Genomic DNA, 2,733 nt, shown 5'->3' with positions numbered 1-2,733 from the left:
CATGGTGGAGCTAAGGAGAGTCGAACTCCTGACCTCTTGAATGCCATTCAAGCGCTCTACCAACTGAGCTATAGCCCCAAGGTCGGGTCTTCCCAGGAAGCGTGGCCCCCCGGGAAGGCGCGGAACCTATTCAAACCGGTTCCCGCGATCAAGCCCGGTTTCAGGCTTTTTTTGTCGCGGGCCCCGGCTCCCTGTTGGCGCGGGATTTTACCGGTCGTCGTCGCCGTCGTCCGGCAGGCCTTCGATCTCGGATTCGTCGAAGTCGTCTTCGTCCTCGTCCTCGAGGAATGGAACGTCGTCGGCGTCCTCCACGTCCTCGTCGTCCGAGAACTCGCCCAGGTCTTCCGACACCGAGCCGCCGCCCGGTTCGTCAGCCCCGTCGTCGTCGTCCGTCGACAGCGGCGGCTCGTCCGCGACTTCGTCGAGTTCGGGCGTCACCGCCTCGTCCTCGTCTTCGTCCTCGTCGGCTTCCTTGGCTGCGACCTGATCTTCGACCTGATCGTCGTCAGGCACGATGGTGCGCGCGCGGACGCGGCGGTTGCGGACGGCTTCGTCTGGATCGAATTCGGTCGCGCACTTGGGGCAGTGCGCCGGACGCTTGTTCAGATCGTAGAACTTAGCCTGGCAGTTGGGGCAGATTTGCTTGGTGCCCAGCTCGGGATTGGCCAAAGGCGGCGACCCTCTAAAGTTTGGAATTTCGCGAAAGGCGGCGTCCCTTGCCACGGGCGGGACCGCCTGTCAAAGCAATCGCCCTCACGACTAAAGCCCATATCCGGAGGCGCGTTTCAGAGACATGACGGCGGCGAACCTGACCGCCCGCCGCGCAGGCCCGCTCAAGGGCGTGGTGCGTGCTCCGGGAGACAAATCCATCAGCCATCGTGCGCTCATCCTGGGCGCGCTCGCGACGGGCGTGACCGAAATCGAGGGCCTGCTCGAAGGCGACGACGTGAAGCGCACGGCCGCGGCCATGGCGGCCTTCGGCGCGAAGATCGAGCGGCTGGGCGAGGGGAAGTGGCGCGTCGAGGGCGCAGGCGGCTTTTCCGAACCGGCGGACGTGGTCGATTGCGGCAACGCCGGCACCGGGGTGCGGTTGATCATGGGCGCCGCGGCCGGCTTCGACATGGCCGCCACGTTCACCGGCGACAATTCCCTGCGCGGGCGACCGATGAACCGCGTGCTGAAGCCGCTGGGCCAGATGGGCGCGACCTGGATCTGCCGCCAGGGCGGACGCCTGCCCCTGACCCTCAAGGGGGGCGGTCTGAAGCACATCGCCTACCGCTTGCCGGAGCCTTCGGCCCAGGTGAAGTCGGCGGTGTTGCTGGCCGGCCTGCACGCCGAAGGCGGGGTGGAGGTGATCGAGCCCGAGGCCACGCGCGACCACACCGAGCGGATGCTGCACGGTTTCGGCGCGACCATCGAGGTGCGGGAGGAAGGCGCCGGCCGCCACATCGTCCTGCCGCCCGGCCAGAAGCTGCGCGGAACGCGAATCCACGTGCCGGGCGACCCGTCCTCGGCCGCGTTTCCGCTGGTGGCGGCGCTGGTGACGCCGGGGTCGGAGGTGACGGTGCAGGGCATGCTGCTGAACCCGCTCCGCATCGGCCTGTTGGAGACCCTGGGCGATATGGGCGCCGACATTTCGGTGACCAATGTGCGCGAGGAGGGCGGCGAAACCGTCGCCGACGTCACGGCGCGTCACTCCGAGCTGGAGGGCGTCGAGGTCCCGGCCGAGCGTGCGCCGTCGATGATCGACGAGTACCCGATCCTGGCCGTCGCCGCCGCCTTTGCCTCGGGCAAGACCGTGATGCGCGGCATCGGCGAGATGCGGGTGAAGGAGAGCGACCGGATCGCGCTGATGGCGGCGGGCCTCGCCGCCTGCGGCATCGGCGTCGAGGAGGAGCCCGAAACCCTGACGGTGATCGGCGCCAAGCGCGGCAACCACCTTGTCCACGGCGGCGCCGGCGTGACGACCCACGGCGACCATCGCATCGCCATGTCGCACTTGGTCCTGGGCCTCGCGGCGGAGGAGCCGGTCGGCGTGGACGAGCCGGGCATGATCGCCACCAGCTTCCCCGGCTTCGTGCAGATGATGCGCGGCCTGGGCGCTGAGATTGAGGGCTGATGGGCAAGCCGGTCCGCACCAGCTTCATCGTGGCGGTCGATGGGCCGGCCGCCTCGGGCAAAGGCACGATCGCCAACCGGCTGGGTCATGACCTGGGCCTCCCGGTGCTGGACACCGGGCTGCTCTACCGCGCCGTCGGCGTGCTGATGGATCGCGCCAGGCTGTCCCTCGATGACGAGGGCGCGGCGGCCGCGGCGGCGGCCACGCTGAGCGCCGACCTGCTGAACGACCCTGCGCTACGGACGCGCGCAGCCGGGGAGCTGGCCAGCCGGGTGGCGGTTCATCCCCGGGTTCGCGACGCCCTGCTGGACTTCCAGCGCACCTTCGCCCGCCAGGATGGCGGCGCGGTGCTGGACGGGCGCGATATCGGGACCGTCATCTGCCCCGAGGCGCCGGCAAAGCTCTATGTCACTGCGACGGCGGAAGTGCGGGCCGAGCGCCGCTGGAAGCAACTGAAGGGCCAGGGCGAGGACGTCGCCTTCGACGACGTGCTGGCCGACATCCGCCGCCGCGACGAACGGGACGGCGGCCGGGCCGCGGCGCCTATGACCCGGGCTGTGGACGCAAACTTGCTCGACACCACCGAAATGACTATAGAGCAGGCCGCCGATGCG

3 protein-coding genes and 1 tRNA gene are annotated in these 2,733 nt (G+C 69.1%); 2 read left to right on the top strand and 2 right to left on the bottom strand.

Going from position 1 to position 2,733, the window contains the following annotated elements; all coding sequences use genetic code 11:
* Positions 1-2: 2 nt before the first annotated feature.
* Both Q0L11_RS18060 and Q0L11_RS18055 read right to left on the bottom strand, forming a co-directional pair.
* Positions 3-78 (bottom strand) — tRNA-Ala (locus tag Q0L11_RS18060).
* Between the two features lie 129 nt (positions 79-207).
* On the bottom strand, positions 208-669 hold the full coding sequence (locus Q0L11_RS18055; protein WP_296599071.1) for a TIGR02300 family protein: 462 nt from the start codon (positions 667-669) through the stop codon (positions 208-210).
* Between the two features lie 124 nt (positions 670-793).
* On the opposite strand from Q0L11_RS18055, the gene aroA reads away from it, so the two are divergent.
* Both aroA and cmk read left to right on the top strand, forming a co-directional pair.
* A complete protein-coding gene (aroA, locus tag Q0L11_RS18050) occupies positions 794-2,119 on the top strand; it encodes a 3-phosphoshikimate 1-carboxyvinyltransferase (protein ID WP_296599070.1) in 1,326 nt (441 codons plus the stop codon).
* A partial coding sequence (cmk, locus tag Q0L11_RS18045; protein ID WP_296599068.1) for a (d)CMP kinase occupies positions 2,119-2,733 on the top strand: 615 nt, incomplete at its 3' end. The genes aroA and cmk, both read left to right, overlap by 1 nt.

The organism is Phenylobacterium sp., assembly GCF_024508875.1.
GTDB lineage: Bacteria > Pseudomonadota > Alphaproteobacteria > Caulobacterales > Caulobacteraceae > Phenylobacterium.
Note: the sequence above shows the minus strand (reverse complement) of the source record. Positions and strands in the feature narration are given on the sequence as shown.

Excerpts from the sequence above, each read along its gene's own strand:
- aroA (WP_296599070.1), top strand. The coding sequence starts at position 794 with ATGACGGCGGCGAACCTGACCGCCCGCCGCGCAGGCCCGCTCAAGGGC.